The 17217-nt window shown below is 64.3% G+C and carries 13 protein-coding genes; 8 read left to right on the top strand and 5 right to left on the bottom strand.

Annotation, left to right across the window (positions count from 1 at the left end; all coding sequences use genetic code 11):
- Positions 1-77: 77 nt before the first annotated feature.
- The 3 genes from FFS21_RS06520 to FFS21_RS06510 form a co-directional block, all read right to left on the bottom strand.
- Positions 78-512, bottom strand: a complete 435-nt coding sequence (locus tag FFS21_RS06520) for an HIT family protein (RefSeq protein WP_137924097.1) — start codon at positions 510-512, stop codon at positions 78-80.
- 88 nt (positions 513-600) lie between these two features.
- Positions 601-4575, bottom strand: coding sequence for a DUF3683 domain-containing protein (locus FFS21_RS06515; RefSeq protein WP_137924096.1), 3975 nt, complete (start codon positions 4573-4575; stop codon positions 601-603).
- A gap of 176 nt (positions 4576-4751) precedes the next feature.
- Entirely contained in the window at positions 4752-5330 is a 579-nt protein-coding gene (locus tag FFS21_RS06510; protein WP_137924095.1) for a YqaA family protein, read from the bottom strand.
- A gap of 255 nt (positions 5331-5585) precedes the next feature.
- Here FFS21_RS06510 and FFS21_RS06505 point away from each other — a divergent pair, with 255 nt between their 5' ends.
- The 8 genes from FFS21_RS06505 (at position 5586) to FFS21_RS06470 (ending at position 13761) form a co-directional block, all read left to right on the top strand.
- Positions 5586-6080: a (2Fe-2S)-binding protein gene (locus FFS21_RS06505; RefSeq protein WP_137924094.1), complete on the top strand. Its 495-nt coding sequence runs from the start codon at positions 5586-5588 to the stop codon at positions 6078-6080.
- 10 nt (positions 6081-6090) lie between these two features.
- A complete protein-coding gene (locus tag FFS21_RS06500) occupies positions 6091-8475 on the top strand; it encodes a xanthine dehydrogenase family protein molybdopterin-binding subunit (RefSeq protein ID WP_137924093.1) in 2385 nt (794 codons plus the stop codon).
- 11 nt (positions 8476-8486) lie between these two features.
- Entirely contained in the window at positions 8487-9287 is an 801-nt protein-coding gene (locus FFS21_RS06495) for an FAD binding domain-containing protein (protein ID WP_137924092.1), read from the top strand.
- 190 nt (positions 9288-9477) lie between these two features.
- On the top strand, positions 9478-10371 hold the full coding sequence (locus FFS21_RS06490) for an AAA family ATPase (protein ID WP_137924091.1): 894 nt from the start codon (positions 9478-9480) through the stop codon (positions 10369-10371).
- A gap of 1 nt (position 10372) precedes the next feature.
- Positions 10373-11650 (top strand): vWA domain-containing protein, encoded by a 1278-nt coding sequence (locus FFS21_RS06485; protein ID WP_249359185.1) that lies wholly within the window; start codon positions 10373-10375, stop codon positions 11648-11650.
- Positions 11580-12131: an SRPBCC family protein gene (locus FFS21_RS06480; protein ID WP_137924089.1), complete on the top strand. Its 552-nt coding sequence runs from the start codon at positions 11580-11582 to the stop codon at positions 12129-12131. Before FFS21_RS06485 ends, FFS21_RS06480 begins: the two co-directional genes overlap by 71 nt.
- Positions 12104-13159, top strand: coding sequence for an XdhC family protein (locus tag FFS21_RS06475; RefSeq protein ID WP_137924088.1), 1056 nt, complete (start codon positions 12104-12106; stop codon positions 13157-13159). The genes FFS21_RS06480 and FFS21_RS06475 overlap by 28 nt, the downstream gene beginning before the upstream one ends.
- Positions 13156-13761 (top strand): nucleotidyltransferase family protein, encoded by a 606-nt coding sequence (locus tag FFS21_RS06470; protein WP_137924087.1) that lies wholly within the window; start codon positions 13156-13158, stop codon positions 13759-13761. Before FFS21_RS06475 ends, FFS21_RS06470 begins: the two co-directional genes overlap by 4 nt.
- A gap of 170 nt (positions 13762-13931) precedes the next feature.
- On the opposite strand, the gene otsA is transcribed toward FFS21_RS06470, so the two are convergent.
- Positions 13932-15326, bottom strand: coding sequence for an alpha,alpha-trehalose-phosphate synthase (UDP-forming) (gene otsA / locus FFS21_RS06465; RefSeq protein WP_137924086.1), 1395 nt, complete (start codon positions 15324-15326; stop codon positions 13932-13934).
- A 31-nt stretch (positions 15327-15357) separates the two neighbouring features.
- On the bottom strand, positions 15358-17115 hold the full coding sequence (locus FFS21_RS06460; RefSeq protein ID WP_137924146.1) for a glycoside hydrolase family 15 protein: 1758 nt from the start codon (positions 17113-17115) through the stop codon (positions 15358-15360).
- Positions 17116-17217: the final 102 nt, after the last annotated feature.

Below are 17217 nucleotides of genomic sequence, written 5' to 3'. Positions count from 1 at the left end.
AGGGTTCCGTACCAGACGGTTACGGCACTTTACCAAGCTGTGGAAAACCGTGCGGCGACGAAATCCGTCGGCGCTTCTCAGTCCGCACGCTCCAGCGCCGACAGTGCGGCGCGCAGGGTCGGCAGCCGGCTGGCAAGCTCGGCGACCCGCGCCGGCTCGACATTGCGCTGCGGGGCGGCCCAGATGGCCTCGGGGAAATGCGTGTCCCAGCGATAGCGCGGGATGATGTGCCAGTGCAGGTGCGGCACCATGTTGCCAAACGCCGCCAGGTTGACCTTGTCTGGCGTCATCACTTCACGCACCACCCGCTCGATCCGCGCCACGAGCCGCATCAGCCAGGCCTGGTCGGCCTCGTCGAGATCGGTCAGTTCCGATGCATGGTCGTTCCAGACCACGCGGCAGAAACCGGGAAAGCGATCCTGCTCGACAAGGATCACGCGCGCGCGATCCCCCATCCAGACCAGTTCGCCGCCATCGGCTTCGCAAAGGGGGCAGTTGGGGTGTCGGTGCATGGCGTTGGCGTGAAAATTTCAGGGAGTGTGCTCCCCTCTCCCACTTACGCGGGAGAGGGGAGCGCATAACAGAGGGTATAGGTAGCTTTTAAACCAGCACCCGCTCGATCCCGCCCGAATTCGCCTTGGCCACGTACTCCGGCATCCAGTTTTCACCGAGCAGGTGCTTGGCCATTTCGACGACGATGTAATCGGCGGTGACCGTCGCATCTTCGTTGTAACGCGACAAACCCTGCAGGCAAGACGGGCAGCTCGTCAGAATCTTCACGTCGCCGTTGAATTCGTCGGTACGCAGCTTGTCGGCGCCGCGGCGCATTTCCTCTTCCTTGCGGAAGCGGATCTGCGTGGAGATGTCCGGCCGCGTCACGGCCAGCGTGCCCGATTCACCGCAGCAGCGCTCGTTCTTCTCGATCTTGCCGCCACCCTGGTTGCCGCCCATCAGGTCGTTCACCAGCTTGGTCGGGTCCATCGTCTTGATCGGCGTATGGCAGGGGTCGTGGTACATGTAGCGCGTACCGGTGACGCCCTCCAGCTTCACGCCCTTTTCGAGCAGGTACTCGTGGATGTCGATGATGCGGCAGCCGGGGAAGATCTTGTCGAATTCGTAGCCTGCGAGCTGGTCATAGCACGTGCCGCAACTGACCACCACGGTCTTGATGTCGAGGTAGTTCAGCGTATTGGCCACGCGGTGGAACAGCACGCGGTTGTCGCTGACCATCTTCTCGGCCTTGTCGTACTGGCCGGCGCCGCGTTGCGGATAACCGCAGCACAGGTAGCCCGGCGGCAGCACGGTTTGCACGCCAACGTGCCACAGCATCGCTTGCGTCGCCAGTCCCACCTGCGAGAACAGCCGCTCCGAGCCGCAGCCCGGGAAGTAGAACACGGCTTCGGTCTCGGCCGTGGTCGTCTTCGGGTTGCGGATGATCGGCACGATCTCGTTGTCTTCGATATCGAGCAACGCGCGCGCGGTCTTCTTGGGCAGGTTGCCCGGCATCTTCTTGTTGATGAAGTGGATCACCTGCTCCTGCACCGGCGGCTTGCCAACCGTTGCAGGCGGATGCTGGGTCTGCTTCTTCGCGAATTTCTTGAGCACCTCGTTGCCCAGACGCTGCGCCTTGTAGCCCACGCCCATCATCGCGGTACGCGCGAGGTTGATGGTCTGTGGATTCGTCGCGTTGAGGAAGAACATCGACGCGGCGGCGCCCGGGTTGAATTTCTTCTGGCCCATCTTGCGCAGCAGGTTGCGCATGTTCATCGACACGTCGCCGAAGTCGATCTTGACCGGGCATGGCGTCACGCACTTGTGGCAGACCGTGCAGTGGTCGGCCACATCCGAGAACTCGTCCCAGTGCTTGATCGATACGCCACGGCGCGTCTGCTCTTCGTACAGGAACGCTTCCACCAGCAGCGACGTTGCCAGGATCTTGTTGCGCGGGCTGTACAGCAGGTTGGCGCGCGGTACGTGCGTGGCGCACACCGGCTTGCACTTGCCGCAGCGCAGGCAGTCCTTCACGCTGTCGGCAATCGCGCCGATATCGCTCTGCTGCATGATGATGGACTCGTGTCCCATCAGGCCGAACGATGGCGTGTACGCATTGCGCAGGTCCGCGCCCGGCAGCAGCTTGCCCTTGTTGAAGCGGCCCTGCGGGTCCACACGCTGCTTGTACGCGCGGAATTCGCCGATCTCGTCTTCGGTCAGGAATTCCAGCTTGGTGATGCCGATGCCGTGCTCGCCCGAGATCACGCCGTCCAGCGAACGCGCGAGATCCATGATGCGGGCCACCGCGACGTGCGCGTCCTGCAGCATCGCGTAGTCATCGGAATTGACCGGCAGGTTCGTGTGCACGTTGCCGTCGCCGGCGTGCATGTGCAGCGCCACAAAAACGCGGCCGCGCAGCACCTGCTTGTGGATCTTCTGCGCCTCGTCGAGGATGGGCTTGAACTCGCCGCCGTTGAAGATCTTGCGCAGTTCGGCGCGCAGCTCCTGCTTCCAGCTCACGCGGATCGTGCGGTCCTGCAGCAGATGAAATACGTTGGCGTCCGGCTGCGCCTGCAGGCGCTGCTCGAATGCCGGACCCAGCAGGCCCAGGCCGTGACCGATCAGCGAATCCTTGGCCATCTGCAGCGGCGTATCGAGATGCCCCTGCAGGTAGAGCCAGCGCGAGCGCACTTCGCGCAGCAGCGTCAGCGCATGCTGCACGCGATCTTCGAGCAGTTCGGCGCTGGGAATCTCATTGGCATCGTCGCTGCGGCCCAGCGGCAGGTTGCCGCGTGCGAAGAACGCTTCGAGTTCGTCGGTCAGCTTGAGCTTGTTCTTGATCGACAGCTCGATGTTGATGCGCTCGATGCCGTCGGTGTACTCGCCCATGCGCGGCAGCGGAATCACCACGTCTTCGTTGATCTTGAAGGCGTTGGTGTGGCGCGCGATGGCGGCGGTACGCGAACGGTCGAGCCAGAACTTCTTGCGCGCTTCCGGGCTCACGGCGATGAAACCTTCGCCGCTCTTGCCGTTGGCCATGCGGATCACTTCCGAGGTGGCGCGTGCCACGGCGTCTTCATCGTCACCGACGATATCGCCAATCAGCACCATCTTCGGGAACGCGTTGCGCTTGCTCTTGGTGGCATAGCCCACCGCGCGCAGATAGCGTTCGTCGAGGTGTTCCAGGCCAGCGAGAATCGCACCGCCTTCGCGCTTCGACTCGCCGTCCAGGAAGTCCTTGATTTCGACGATGCTCGGAATCGCATCGCGCGGCTGGCCAAAGAACTCCAGGCAGACCGTGCGGATGTGCTTGGGCATGCGATGCAGAATCCAGCGTGCGCTCGTGATGATGCCGTCGCAACCTTCCTTCTGCACGCCGGGCAGACCGGCCAGGAACTTGTCGGTGACGTCCTTGCCGAGACCTTCCTTGCGGAACTTGCGGCCTTCGATGGCCAGCGTCTCGGTGCGCAGCACCTTTTCGCCCGGGCGGCGATCGCCATCGGACCATTTCAGTTCGAACGTGGCCACCGGCACATCGTGAATCTTGCCGAGGTTGTGGTCCATGCGGGTGATCTCGAGCCAGTTGCCCCCGGGATCGACCATGCGCCACCACGCCAGGTTATCCAGCGCCGTACCCCACAGCACGGCCTTCTTGCCGCCCGCGTTCATCGCCACGTTGCCGCCGATGCACGAGGCATCGATCGACGTCGGGTCCACGGCGAAGACCAGACCCGCCTTGTCGGCGGCATCGGCCACGCGGCGCGTGACCACGCCGGCGCCCGAGAAGATCGTCGCCACCTTGTGCGGCACGTTGGGCAGGTCGGTCATTTCGACCGCATCGAGCCGTTCGAGCTTTTCGGTATTGATGACGGCCGAGAATGGCGTCAACGGCACGGCGCCGCCGGTGTAGCCAGTGCCACCTCCGCGCGGGATGATCGTCAGGCCCAGTTCGAAGCAGCCCTTCACCATGCCGGCGATTTCTTCCTCGGTGTCGGGCGTCAGCACGACAAACGGGTATTCCACGCGCCAGTCGGTGGCGTCGGTTACGTGCGAGACGCGCGACAGGCCATCGAACTTGATGTTGTCCTTCTGCGTGATGCGGCCCAGCACGCGCTGGGTGCGCTTGCGCAGCGCATAGGCATCGGCAAATTCCTGCTTGAACGATTCGATCGCCTGCTTGGCGAAGACCACCAATTGCTCCACGCGATGCGAGCGATCCTCGGCGGCCGGTTCGGCATGCTCGGCGCGGTCGGCGGCGCGGCGCTTCTCGATTTCGGCAAGGCGGTGATGCAGCGCATCCACCAGCATCTGGCGGCGCTTGGGATTTTCGAGCAGGTCGTCCTGCAGGTAGGGATTGCGTCGGACCACCCAGATATCGCCGAGCACCTCGTAGAGCATGCGGGCGGAGCGGCCGGTGCGGCGTTCGCCGCGCAGTTCGTCCAGGATGCGCCAGGCTTCCTCGCCGAGCAGACGGATAACAATCTCGCGATCTGAAAACGACGTGTAGTTATAGGGGATCTCGCGCAGGCGCGGCGGGGCGTCCTGCGCTGCGAGTTTGGCGTCGAGCACGAGTGGGGCGTTCATGGGCGGGACCGCTTTGAAGCAGCGCACGGGGACGGTGCGCAATTTATCGTCAGTTAAGACGCGATTGTACTGCAACGCCCCGTTTTGCCGCGCCGCAACATAATCACTTGACGACAATAACCGCCAAAAACATCAGGAAATCCCCCCGGTTTCGGCATTTTCGTGCGGATTGAGAATCAGAACCACTGCCGGATAGCGTCACCCACGCCATGCCAGAACGAATCGGGAATCCATAGCAGGCTCGCCGTCATCACCAGATAGCGCAGGAACTTGCCGATCCCCATATAGAAGACGCTCTGCCAGAACGGCAGCCGCAGCCAACCGCCTAATGTGCACAGTGGATCACCGATAACCGGTAGCCACGACACCAGCATCGTGGGCGGGCCCCAGCGTTTCATCCACCGGAAATACTTGGCATCGAGCTTCGGCTTGTGCTGCTTGCGCGGGTGGGGCCGATGCTGGGCGTGCTCCACCTCATGCTCATGGTGCTGGCGGCGTTGGCGATAGCGCACCACGGCCAGCTTGGCCGCGTAGCCGAGCCACCAGTCGATGGCACCGCCCACGGTGTTGCCCGCCGTGGCCACGAGGATGGCCGGCCAGAACATCCCGGGATTGAGCTTGATGTAGCCGAATACGGCCGGCTCCGATCCCAGCGGCAGCAGCGTGGCACTGATCAGGCTGACCACGAAGATGGCGGGCAGCCCCACCTTGGGCAAGGCAACCGTATCGAACAGCCAGTCGGTAAAAGCTTCCATTGGGCAGGCAGGGGCGGGGTCGCACGCGGCAGGGGAAACCGCATGGCGAGTCCGGGGGATTTGTGATTAACTGTTAGAGCCTGTCGCGGCGATTCGTTCACTGCGCCGACATTACCGGCAAACCCGCAGCACCAATATCACGAAATAGCCGTCCCAACCAAGCGGCAGTACCGCGTCGTGGCCCGTCCCGCGCAGTGTCATTCGGGATTGTCGTCGGAGCTGGCCATGCGCGTTCCACCCACAATGGAGACAAGCATGGCGATTTCCCTCCGCCTGACGGTCAATGGCAAGCCCGTTGACGTCCAGGTCGAACCCCACACCCTTCTGGTCCAGCTTCTGCGCGAGCAGTTGCGACTCACCGGCACGCACGTGGGCTGCGATACCGCGCAGTGCGGCGCCTGCACCGTCCACATGGACGGCCGCGCCGTGAAGTCCTGCAACATGCTGGCCCTCCAGGCGGACGGCGCCAGCGTCACCACCATCGAAGGACTGGCGACCAACGGCGAGATGCATCCGATGCAGCAGGCGTTTCGTGAATGCCACGGCCTGCAATGCGGCTTCTGCACGCCCGGCATGGTGATGGCCGCCACATCCCTGCTGGCCCAGCAGCCCAACGCCGATGCCCACGCCATCCGCGAGCAGCTCGACGGCAACCTGTGTCGCTGCACCGGTTATCACAACATCGTGCGTGCAGTGCAGCAAGGGCAGGCCGCGATGCAGGGCAACGTGGCCACGGCCAGCGCCGAATAAGGAGGCCGCCATGAACGCACCCGAGAAACATTCGCTGATTGGCGCGCCGGTCAAGCGCAAGGAAGACTATCGCTTCCTCACCGGCAACGGCCAGTACACCGACGATGTCACGCTGCCGCACCAGAGCTACGGCTACTTCGTGCGCTCGCCACATGCGCATGCACGCATCCGCTCGATCGATACCGCGCAGGCAGTGGCCGCGCCCGGTGTGATCGCCGTGCTCACTGGCGACGACATGGCCGGCGACAAGGTGGGCGGCCTGCCGTGTGGCTGGCTGATCCACAGCATCGACGGCTCGCCGATGAAGGAGCCGCCCCACCCTGCCCTGGCGCACGGCAAGGCCCGGCACGTAGGCGATCAGGTGGCACTGGTCATCGCCGAATCGCTGCAGCAGGCGCGCGATGCTGCCGAACTGGTCGATGTCGACTACGAAGAGTTGCCCGCCGTGGTCAGCCCGGCCGATGCCGCTGCGGCCTCCACGCTGGTGCATGACGATGTGCCCGACAACACCTGCTACACCTGGGGCCACGGCGACAAGGCCGCCACCGATGCTGCGTTCGCCCGCGCCGCGCACGTGACCACGCTGGATATCGTCAACAACCGGCTGATCCCCAACGCGATCGAACCGCGCGCGGTCAACGCCAGCTATACGCGGCAGGACGATGGCTACACGGTCTACGTCTCGAACCAGAACCCGCACGTCGAACGGCTACTGATGGGCGCCTTCGTGCTCGGACTGCCCGAATCGCGGCTGCGCATTATCGCGCCCGATGTCGGCGGCGGCTTCGGCTCGAAGATCTTCCTGTATCCCGAGGATGTGGCGCTGACCTGGGCATCGAAGAAGGTAGGCCGCCCGATCAAGTGGACCGCCGAGCGTTCCGAATCCTTCCTCACCGATGCGCATGGCCGCGACCACGTGACCCGCGCCGAACTGGCGATGGATGCCGATGGCAAGTTCCTCGCCATGCGCGTGCACACGGTGGCCAACATGGGCGCGTACCTGTCCACGTTCGCCAGCAGCGTGCCGACGATTCTCTACGCCACGCTGCTCGCCGGCCAGTACGCCACGCCTGCGATCTATGCCGAGGTGAAAGCCGTGTTCACGAATACGGCACCCGTCGATGCGTATCGCGGTGCGGGGCGTCCGGAAGCCACCTATGTCGTCGAGCGTCTGGTCGAAGCTGCCGCACGTGAACTGGGCACCGACCCCGCCGCGCTGCGACGCAAGAACTTCATCCGCAGCTTCCCGTATGCCACGCCTGTTGGCCTGACCTATGACACCGGCGACTACGAACCATGCCTCGCACGCGCGCAGGAACTGGCCGATGTAGCAGGCTTCCCCGCGCGTCGTGAAGCGGCGAAGCAGCAAGGCAAGCTGCGCGGACTCGGCTACTCCTGCTACATCGAAGCATGCGGGCTGGCGCCATCGAACATCGCGGGTGCGCTCGGTGCTCGGGCTGGACTGTTCGAAGTAGGCGAGGTGCGCGTGCATCCCACCGGCACCGTCACCGTGTTCACCGGATCGCACAGCCACGGGCAAGGCCACGAAACCACGTTCGCGCAGATCGTGGCGCAGCGGCTCGGCATTGCGCTGGACGCCGTGGAGATCGTGCACGGCGACACCGGACGCGTACCGTTCGGCATGGGCACCTATGGCTCGCGTTCGCTGGCGGTCGGTGGATCGGCCATCATGAAGGCGCTCGACAAGATCGAAACCAAGGCCAAGAAGATCGCCGCGCACTTGCTGGAAGCCTCGGACGCGGACATCGAGTTCAGCGACGGCGTGTTCCGCGTGGCCGGCACCGATCGCACGAAGACGTTCGGGGAGGTGGCGCTGACCGCCTACGTGCCGCACAACTATCCGCTCGACAAACTCGAACCGGGTCTCAACGAAAACGCGTTCTACGATCCCACGAACTTCACGTATCCATCCGGCGCCTATATCTGCGAGGTCGAGGTCGATCCCGACACCGGCGCGTCGCAGGTCGTCAAGTTCACGGCCGTGGACGATTTCGGCAACGTGATCAATCCGATGATCGTCGAAGGACAGGTGCATGGCGGTATCGGACAGGGCCTGGGTCAGGCCATGTTCGAACAGTGCATCTACGATCCCGACAGCGGCCAGTTGCTGACCGGCTCCTACATGGACTACGCGATGCCACGCGCTGGCGACTTGCCCGACTACACGGTGGAAACGTCATCAGGCACGCCATGCACGCACAATCCGCTCGGCGTGAAGGGTTGCGGCGAAGCGGGCGCCATTGGCTCGCCACCTGCGTTCATCAACGCACTGGTCGATGCGCTCGCACCACTCGGCGTGCGCGACATGCAGATGCCGGCCACGCCGCACCGCGTGTGGCAGGCGATTCAGGCCGCGCAAGCTACCAAGGCATAAGGGGACACGACATGTACGCATTCCAGTTCGAACGCGCCACCGATGCCCAGGCAGCCGTGGCGAAACTCAAGGCCGATGGCGACGCCAAGTTTCTAGCCGGCGGACAAAGCCTGCTTGCCGCGATGAAGCTGCGACTGGCTTCGCCATCGATGCTTGTCGATGTGGCGCGCATTCCCGGCATGGCTGATATCAAGGTGCAGGGCGATGCCGTGGTCATCGGTGCCGCAGCACGTCATGCCGATGTGGCGGCCAACGCGGAAGTCATGCGCCGCATTCCGGGGCTGGCGTCGCTGGCACTCGGCATCGGCGACCGTCAGGTGCGCGCGATGGGCACGCTCGGCGGCTCGCTCGCCAACGATGATCCTGCTGCGGACTATCCCGCTGCGGTGCTCGCGCTGAACGCTACGGTCGTGACGGATCGTCGCGAGATTCCTGCCGACAGCTTCTTCAAGGGCTTGTACGAAACCGCGCTCGCACCCGACGAGCTGATCACGGCCGTGCGCTTTCCCGTGCCCGATCAGTCCGGCTATGTGAAGTTCCGCAATCCAGCCTCGCGCTTCGCGCTGGTCGGCGTGATGGTGGCGCGCAGCGGCAAGACGGTGCGCGTGGCTGTGACTGGCGCGGCCGATAGCGTGTTTCGCGCACCGGCACTGGAACAGGCATTGACGGCGAGCTTTACGCCGGCTGCGGCGAGAGCGGTGAAGGTGGATGCGTCGGGACTCAATGCCGATCTGCATGCATCGCCGGAGTATCGGGCGCATCTGATTCCGGTGCTGGCAAGCCGTGCGGTGGAACAGGCGTTGAAAGGCTAGGTAGGTAATTTAACGCGCCGCCCTATGCTATGCGCTCCCCTCTCCCGCGTAAGTGGGAGAGGGGTGGGGGTGAGGGCATGAGGTGCAATCGCTGACTAGTCTCATTTGAACCGCCTGCCCTCACCCCCAGCCCCTCTCCCGCTCGCGGGAGAGGGGAGCAAGACAAACGGTGGGTTTCGCCGACATCCAAATGCTTCCAACCTCCATCGACACCACCCTCACCCAACTCGCCGCGCAGCAATACTTCGCCGATCGCGAGACCGCCACGGTGCTCTACCTTGCACTGCGCATGCAGCGGCCGTTGTTTCTCGAAGGCGAGCCCGGTGTCGGCAAGACCGCGCTTGCACATGCGATGGCCGCGATGCTCGGCACGCGCCTGTTGCGGCTGCAATGCTACGAAGGACTCGACGCGGCCAGTGCACTCTATGAGTGGGACTATCCGCGCCAGATCATGGCGTTGCGTCTGGCCGAAGCGCGTGGGGAACGTCCCGAGCAGCAGTCGCTCTATCGCGACGAATTCCTGCTCAAGCGGCCCTTGCTCGAATCGCTGATGCCCGATCCCGCTGCACCGGGTGTGCCGCGTGTGCTGCTGATCGACGAGATCGACCGTGCCGACGAGCCGTTCGAAGCGTTCCTGCTCGAAGTGCTTTCCGAATATCAGGTATCGATTCCCGAAATCGGCGTGCTGCGCGCGGAGACGCCGCCGCTGATCATCATCACGTCGAACCGTACGCGCGAAGTGCATGACGCGCTCAAGCGTCGCTGTCTGTATCAATGGATGGGTTATCCATCGCGCGACCGCGAATTGCAGATCGTGGCTGCGCGCGCACCCGAAGCGGCCGAAGCATTGCAGCGGCAGGCCGTCGATTTCATCCATCGCCTGCGTGGCATCGACTTGTTCAAGGCGCCGGGCATTGCCGAAGCCATCGACTGGAGTCGCGCACTCGCGGCGCTCGGTGTGACAGAACTCGATCCGCAATCCGTGCGCGATACGTTGGGCGTGCTGCTCAAGTATCAGGACGATCTGGCCCGCGCCGATGGTCCGACCATCGCCGAGTTACTCGCCGGCACCACGCCCGCCTGATATGTCATCCCGTCCGCTGCCGATGCTGGCGCGCAACGTTACCCACTTCATGCGGCTGCTGCGCGATGCGGGCTTCGCCCTCTCGCCCGCGCATGCCGTCGATGCACTGACCGCACTGCACCACGTGAACATCGGTGCGCGCGATGAGGTGCGCGCCGCGCTGGCCGCACTGGTCCTCTCCGGTCCTGACCAGCGCCCACTGTTCGATGCGGCATTCGACCTGTTCTGGCGCGATCCCGATTGGGAAGGCAAATTGCGCGCGATGCTGTTGCCGCGCGTCGATGCCGGTGCGCCGCCACCGAAACGCAGCAACCGTCTGGCCGATGCGCTCGCCGCGCGCCAGCCTACGCCATCGACACCGAAAGGCCCGATGCGCGAGGAACGCTTCACCGCGCCGCTGACCTTCTCCGATCAGGAGCGCCTGGCCAGCCGCGACTTTGAAACACTCTCCGCCGAGGAGTGGCGCGCGCTCCAGCATCTGGTTCGCACGCGGCGCGCGCATCTTGCATTGCAGCGTACGCGCCGTCTGAAACCTGCGGCCACGGGCACGCATGCCGATATGCGCGCGAGTGCCCGGCTTGCGGTCCGCCAGCATGGCGAATGGATGCAATGGAAATACCGCCGCCATGCGCAGCGCAAGCCGCCCGTGGTGTTGCTGCTCGATATCTCCGGATCGATGAGCCAGTATTCGCGCGCGGTGCTCTACTTCTGCCACGCGCTGATGCAGGGCCGCGAGCGCATGCATGTGTTCCTGTTCGGCACGCGGCTCACCAACGTGACGCGCGCACTGCGCGAACGCGATCCCGATGAGGCCGTGACGCTGATCACCGAACAGGTGCGCGACTGGGCAGGCGGCACGCGCATCGGCACGGCACTGGCCACGTTCAACCGCCAATGGGCGCGCCGCACGCTGTCGGGCCGCGCCACGGTGCTGTTCGTCAGTGACGGCATCGACCTCGAACAGATCGACCTGCTGGCCGACGAGATGGCGCGCCTGCGCCGCTTCGCGCATCGCATCGTCTGGCTGAACCCGCTGCTGCGCTATGCGGGTTTTTCACCGCAGGCGCGTGGCATGCAGGCCATCCTGCCGCATGTCGATGCCCTGCACCCTGCACATAACCTGGACAGCCTGTTCGCGCTCGAAGCGCTGCTGGCCGATACGCAAACCACCACGGTTTCACCTATAAAACAATTCGGAGGACGCCCCCATGGAAATGACCCAGACCCAGCGCCTGCCCGTGCCGCAGCAGGTAGCGTGGGACGCGCTGAACGACGTTGAGCTGCTCAAGCAATGTATTCCCGGATGTGAGAGCATCGAGCCCGATGGCGAAAACGCCTACCTGCTCGCACTGACTGCGGCGGTCGGTCCGGTCAAGGCGCGCTTCAAGGGCCGCATGGCCTTGCTCGATATCGCGGCGCCCGACAGTTACACGATCCAGTTCGACGGACAGGGTGGCGCGGCGGGTTTCGGCAAGGGATCGGCAAAGGTCACGCTGGCAGCCGAGGGCGACGAAACACTGCTGACGTATGCGGTGCAGGCGCAGGTAGGCGGCAAGATCGCGCAGATCGGCTCGCGGCTGGTGGATGCCGCCGCGCGCAAGATGGCCGATGCGTTTTTCGCACGATTCACCGAGGCCGTGAGCGGCCCGGACGAGCAGGACAATAACGATACCCAGAGCGATGAGGCTGCCGGCGACACTGGCGGCGATGAAGACAAGAAGCGGAAACGATCATGGACAGCGTGGATCTCGAAGTCCTGAAGAGCAGCGTCAAGTGGCAGCAGGAAGGTCACGGCGTGTTGCTGGTGACGGTAGTGCGGACGTGGGGCTCGTCGCCCCGTCCTGAAGGTGCGATGCTGGCGGTGCGCGACGACGGACTCGTCGCCGGCTCCGTATCGGGCGGATGCATCGAAGACGACATCATTTATCGCGTACATCGCGAAGGCATCAAATCGAAGGTGCCCGAGGGCATGAAGTACGGCATCAGTGCCGAGGAAGCGCATCGCTTCGGCCTGCCCTGCGGTGGCACCATCGAACTGGTGGCGGAACCATTGGCGCCCCACAGCGGCATCGTCGAATTGCTGCAGGCCGTGGAAAACGGCAAGCTCGTGACGCGCACGCTCGATATGGCGACGGGTCGCGCATCGCTCGGTCATGCGGAAGCTGCCGATGGATTGTCGTTCGATGGCGCGACGCTGCGAACCATCCATGGTCCGCGCTATCGCATGCTCGTCATCGGCGCGGGGCAGTTGTCGAAGTACCTGTGCCAGATTGCGGTGGGACTCGGCTTCCAGGTCACGGTCTGCGATCCGCGCGAGGAATACACGGAGACGTGGGACATCCCCGGCGTGACGATGGTGCGCACGATGCCTGACGACACCGTGGAAGCGATGAAGCTCGACGAGCGTTGCGCCGTGATCGCGCTCACGCATGATCCCAAGCTCGACGATCTCGCGTTGATGGAAGCACTGCGCACGCCCGCGTTCTATGTGGGCGCGCTCGGTTCGCGCCGCAACAACCAGGCGCGACGCGAGCGGCTCAAGGAATTCGATCTCACCGATCAGCAACTGGCCCGCCTGCATGGTCCGGTCGGTATCTACATCGGCAGCCGCACACCGCCCGAGATTGCGATCTCGGTACTGGCCGAAGTGATCGCTGCGAAGAACCATGTCTCGCTGCCCGACATCCTCCAGGTGGAAGGCGCCAAGGCCGCGCGAGAAATCGCAGCCGGCGAGGCCGAGTGTCCGATTTTGCCTGCTGGTCAGGCTATCACCGCCGCACAGCCATGACGAAGCCCTCACGCGCCCCGCTTACGCAGACCGATCTGCCTACCGGCATCCTGCTGGCTGCCGGCTTCGGCCGCCGCTTCGATCCGGCCGGCCTGCGCAACAAGCTCATGGAGAAGATGGCCGATGGCCGCACTGTGGCGTGGCGCAGCGCGCGCACACTGGCGGCGGGCCTGCCGTATTCGATTGCGGTGGTGCGTCCCGGCCATCCCGAACTCGCCGAGGAATTGCGGCGCGGTGGCTGCAAGGTGATCGAGTCCGTTGAAGCGGAAGCCGGAATGGGCGCGGCGTTGCGCGCGGGTGTGGCCGCGAGTCCCGATGCGCGCGGCTGGGTGGTGGCGCTCGCGGACATGCCGTGGCTGTCGATGGAACTGGTACGCGCGGTCGCGCTGACGATCACGGCGCGCAACACAATTGCCGCCCCGTGGCGCGATGGCAAGCGTGGGCATCCTGTGGGATTTGGTGCGGCGTGGCGCGATGAATTGCTGAAGCTCGATGGCGATGAAGGCGCGCGCGAGTTGCTGAAGTCGCAGCCGGTGACGCGGATTCTGACCGAGGACGATGGACCGTTCAGGGATGTGGATTTGCCGGGGGATCTGGTTTGAGCGCGCTCGGGATTTGATGCGCCAGCCCTCTCCCCCGGCCCCTCTCCCGCTTTGCGGGAGAGGGGAGCAAACCAGCAGCGGTCGATATCCCGTCGGTGTTCGCCCCTCTCCCGCGAGCGGGAGAGGGGCGGGGGAGAGGGCCAGCCTCTCAGCATCGACCACGTTGGAAATTACCCCCCCTCCAACTCCATCAACGTCCGCAGATACTCGCTACTCCACCAATGCACATCCTGCTGGCGTATCCGCTCCAGCAGCTTCTGGTGCCGCGTGCGTCGTTCGGCCAGCGGCATGTGCAGCGCCTGCTGCACGGCCTGCGCCGTGGCGCGTGTGTCGTAGGGATTGACCAGCAGCGCCTCCTTCAACTGCTCGGCCGCACCCGCGAAACGCGACAGCACCAGCACACCCGGATCGTCAGGATCTTGCGCGGCGATGTATTCCTTCGCCACCAGATTCATCCCGTCACGCAGCGGCGTCACCAGCGCCACGCTGCTCGCACGACACAGGCCCGGCAAACGCTTGCGTGACGTGGAGCGATGGATGTACCGCACGGGCATCCAGTCCAGTTCGCCGTACTCGCTGTTGATCGCACCCGTAATGCCTTCCATCTCGCGCCGCAGGTCGGCGTACGCATCCACCGATTCGCGCGACGGCGCGGCAATCTGGATCAACGTGGCGCTCGATCGATTTTCGGGATACTCGGCCAGCAGCGTCTGGAACGATTTGAGCCGCTGCGGCAGCCCCTTCGAATAGTCGAGCCGGTCGATGCCCAGCAGCAGCCGGCGCCGCGCGTACTGGTGACGCATCATCTCGTAGGTCTCGCGCGCCTCGTCCTGTTGGCCAAGGCCGATGAATTCATCGACATCGATGCCAATCGGAAACGCCTGCGCGCGCACCGTGCGATGGAATGCGCGGAAGCGATACTCGCCCATCGGCTCCGCGCCCGCCTCGCCCTGCACGTAGCGCGAGAAGTGATCGAGATCGGCCTGGCTCTGAAAGCCGATCAGGTCGTACGCGAACATCGCGCGCATCAGCCATTCGTGCTGCGGAATGGCTGCGAGGATCAGCGGCGGAGGCAGCGGGATATGCAGGAAGAAGCCGATCTTCTGCCCGCAGCCAATGGCGCGCAGTTCTGCCGCGAGCGGGATCAGGTGATAGTCGTGAATCCAGATCACGTCATCCGGCTTCAGCAGCGGTGCCAGCTTGCGCGCGAACAACTGGTTCACGCGCCGATAGGCATTGAGGTTGCCGCCTGCATCGAAATCCGCCAGGTCCACACGGTAGTGGAACACGGGCCAGAGCACGCCGTTGCTGTAGCCGAGGTAGTACGCGTCGTAATCGTCCTGGCTCAAGTCCACCGTGGCCAGCGTGACATTGCCGGCCTGGGTCTGGTGGAACTCGCCCTCGCCCGGTGTGCCGCCGTGGGCCGCGTCCACCACCTTGCCGCTCCAGCCGAACCACAGGCCGCCTGTCTTGTTCAGCGCTTCGGAAAGCGCCACGGCAAGGCCGCCCGCCGCGTGGTTGCGGGGGTCCGCAACCCGGTTCGATACCGCTACTAGTCTGCCCATATATCACTTGTTGTTGTGGCCAATCCTTTCCTCAGATCACGGTGTCCCAGGGTGCCGACAAACGCATGGCACCGTTGATCAGGCCGACCATCGAATAAGTCTGCGGGAAATTGCCCCACATCTCTCCGGTGATCGGGTGGGTGTCTTCCGACAGCAGCCCCAGCGGGTTGCGCGCGGCAAGCATCGACTCGAAGATCTCGCGCGCTTCCTCGCGGCGGCCGATGCGCGCCAGCGCGTCGATGCGCCAGAACGTGCAGATGTTGAACGCGGTCTCGGGCTTGCCGAAATCGTCGGGCGCTTCGTAGCGCCGCATGTAGGGACCATCGCAGAGCGTTTCCTCCAGCGCCTTGACGGTGGAGACAAAGCGCGGGTCCTTGGGATCGATGAAGTTGACCTCCGCCATCAGCAACACGCTGGCGTCGAGTTCCTTGCCGCCGAAGCTCTCGGCAAACGCCTGCCGCTGCTCGTTCCACGACTCGTCCAGGATGCGTTGCTTCATGCGATGCGCATGGTCGTGCCAGTACGCGGCCCGCGCCGGTTGTTCGAGTTTCTCGGCGATCTTGGCCAGACGGTCGCACGCCACCCAGCTCATCAGCGCCGATGACGTGTGGATGCGTGCACGCGTGCGCAACTCCCACATGCCCGCGTCGGGCGTACCGAATACGCGCACGGCCTGCTCGCCCACGTCTTCGAGCTTGGCAAATTCCGCCGGGCCACCGCGATGCAGCAGCCGGTGATCGTGGAATGCCTGCGCGGCGGCCAGCACCACGTTGCCGTACACATCGTGCTGGAAATGCTCCTGCGCCTGGTTGCCCACACGCACCGGACCCATGCCGCGATAGCCGCTCAGATGATCGAGCATGCTTTCCGGCAGCTCGCGCTCCAGCCCGATACCGTACAGCGGCTGGATGTGCCCGTCCTGCGATTGCATCACCACGTTCGACAGCCAGCGCAGATAGTCCTCCATCGTGCCAACTTCCGACAGGCTATTCAGTGCGCGCACCACGAAGAACGCGTCGCGCAGCCAGCAGTAGCGGTAGTCCCAGTTGCGCTGGCTGCCCGGCGCTTCAGGAATACTCGTGGTCATCGCCGCCACGATGGCGCCGGTTTCCTCGTACAGCGACAGCTTCAACGTAATGGCCGCGCGAATCACGGCGTCCTGCCACTCGCGCGGCACGGCCAGGCGGCGGCTCCAGAGTTTCCAGTACGCGGTGGTTTCCTGCTCGAAGTCGCGCGCGATATCTTCCACGCCGGCCGAGAGCGTTTCATCGGGACCGAGGATGAAGTTGTAGCCGCGCGTGACCAGGAACGGTGTGTGCGACAACACATAGGCCAGCGGCGCATCGGTGGTCAGGCGCAGTGTTTGATCCTCGCCCACATAGCGCGCATGGCTGCTGCCGCGCGTGATTTTTGGCTCCGTGCGGCCCCAGTTGAAACGCGGCGCCAGCGTGACGCGCACGCGCGGTGCGCCACTGACTGGCTTGATCCGTCGCACCAGTGTCAGTGGTCGGAAGTAACGACCCAGGCGGAAGAAGCGCGGGCAGAAATCGGTGATCTCCAGAATGCTGCCGTGCTTGTCGATCAGGTGCGTGCGCAGGATGGCCGTGTTCGGCTCGTACCACTGCGTGGCTTCGTGAAAATCCTCGATCTCGATATTGAAATGGCCGGCGTTGTCGTTCGGCTCCAGCAATGCGTTGAAGACCGGATCGCCATCGAAGCGCGGCATGCAGCACCAGACGATGCGGCCGCGGCCATCCACCAGTGCAGAGAAGCTGCAATTGCCGATCATGCCGAGTGCCAGCGATGGGTTGGCGTGGCGGCTGGCAGCGTTCGAATCCGTATTGACGGCGGGCGCTTCGCGCGCGATTTCTGGCGACACCTGGGCAGAGGT

The sequence above is a fragment of the Cupriavidus sp. 2SB genome (assembly GCF_005503625.1).
Lineage (GTDB): Bacteria > Pseudomonadota > Gammaproteobacteria > Burkholderiales > Burkholderiaceae > Cupriavidus.
Note: the sequence above shows the minus strand (reverse complement) of the source record. Positions and strands in the feature narration are given on the sequence as shown.

Bases quoted from the DNA above. Each gene is read 5' to 3' on its own strand.
- FFS21_RS06510 (WP_137924095.1), bottom strand. From the start codon at position 5,330: ATGGAAGCTTTTACCGACTGGCTGTTCGATACGGTTGCCTTGCCCAAG.
- FFS21_RS06475 (WP_137924088.1), top strand. From the start codon at position 12,104: ATGGACAGCGTGGATCTCGAAGTCCTGAAGAGCAGCGTCAAGTGGCAG.
- FFS21_RS06500 (WP_137924093.1), top strand. From the start codon at position 6,091: ATGAACGCACCCGAGAAACATTCGCTGATTGGCGCGCCGGTCAAGCGC.
- FFS21_RS06520 (WP_137924097.1), bottom strand. From the start codon at position 512: ATGCACCGACACCCCAACTGCCCCCTTTGCGAAGCCGATGGCGGCGAA.
- FFS21_RS06505 (WP_137924094.1), top strand. From the start codon at position 5,586: ATGGCGATTTCCCTCCGCCTGACGGTCAATGGCAAGCCCGTTGACGTC.
- otsA (WP_137924086.1), bottom strand. From the start codon at position 15,326: ATGGGCAGACTAGTAGCGGTATCGAACCGGGTTGCGGACCCCCGCAAC.
- FFS21_RS06460 (WP_137924146.1), bottom strand. From the start codon at position 17,115: ATGATCGGCAATTGCAGCTTCTCTGCACTGGTGGATGGCCGCGGCCGC.
- FFS21_RS06470 (WP_137924087.1), top strand. From the start codon at position 13,156: ATGACGAAGCCCTCACGCGCCCCGCTTACGCAGACCGATCTGCCTACC.
- FFS21_RS06480 (WP_137924089.1), top strand. From the start codon at position 11,580: ATGGAAATGACCCAGACCCAGCGCCTGCCCGTGCCGCAGCAGGTAGCG.
- FFS21_RS06490 (WP_137924091.1), top strand. From the start codon at position 9,478: ATGCTTCCAACCTCCATCGACACCACCCTCACCCAACTCGCCGCGCAG.
- FFS21_RS06495 (WP_137924092.1), top strand. From the start codon at position 8,487: ATGTACGCATTCCAGTTCGAACGCGCCACCGATGCCCAGGCAGCCGTG.
- FFS21_RS06485 (WP_249359185.1), top strand. From the start codon at position 10,373: ATGTCATCCCGTCCGCTGCCGATGCTGGCGCGCAACGTTACCCACTTC.
- FFS21_RS06515 (WP_137924096.1), bottom strand. From the start codon at position 4,575: ATGAACGCCCCACTCGTGCTCGACGCCAAACTCGCAGCGCAGGACGCC.